The organism is Fundicoccus ignavus, from assembly GCF_009659375.1.
GTDB lineage: Bacteria > Bacillota > Bacilli > Lactobacillales > Aerococcaceae > Fundicoccus > Fundicoccus ignavus.
Genome location: NZ_WJQT01000054.1, coordinates 1 through 869 on the forward strand (window position 1 = coordinate 1; position 869 = coordinate 869).

Annotated in this window: 1 protein-coding gene; it reads left to right on the forward strand. The window is 31.9% G+C overall.

All coding sequences use genetic code 11. The features are described from left to right. Positions 1 to 40: 40 nt before the first annotated feature. Positions 41 to 869: hypothetical protein (locus GF867_RS13615; RefSeq protein WP_153833624.1), on the forward strand; the 829-nt coding region annotated here is incomplete at its 3' end.

Here is an 869-nt window from a genome sequence, read left to right on the forward strand (position 1 = left end):
ATGCTATAATTTATATGAATATTATAATTGGAGGTATACTATGCAGAAAATAGACCAGTTTAATGACTATCGAAAGTTACTTACTATACACGACAATGAAAACAAAGAGATTGAGGGAAACCTAGAGTTTATCAATCAGAATGTCTCAGTTATTGAGTATGCACAGGAACAAATACAAAGAATCAAAGAGGGTACAACGCCCGTTATATTATTACATAAAAAAAATGAAGCATTAATAATGGATATTGGCCAGGACTTATACAATGAAATGTATGACTTCAAAGATGAGTACCTCACGACAATTAATATTCAGGAGAAAGCAAATGAGGATTACGAGTTCAATAAACAGAAGGAAAAAGAGGAGCAACAGTCAAAACTGATACAAACATCAGAGACTATAAATTTAATATTAGACAAAACAAATGTGGATAGTGTTGATAATCTAACAGTTGAAGCAATAGAATGTTGGATTGAAAGAGATCCAGAAGCAGGTATCAGTGATACAGATATTAATGAGGCTAAAACTGCCATTCATAGACATGAAATCAATATGCAGGATCAAGACATTAGAATTCACGGTATATCCTCTCAACTTAGTGATGACATTAACAATAGAAGTAACTGGCAAATAGTTCATCATCAGATTGCTAAACTGTCTGACTACTATTTAGTTGATAAAGATTTCGCAAATTCAATAAAAAAAGCAATCCAATTTGATTATTCTAGTTATTCATTGGATCAAATCATTACTAAAATTAATAGGCTCCCTAGTTTAGAAACTAACGTTAAAGGATATCCTAAATGGGTGAGCATCATTTCTGACAAACTGTTACCAATACTGTTCTTTATCGCTAGTGCAAGCATCTTTT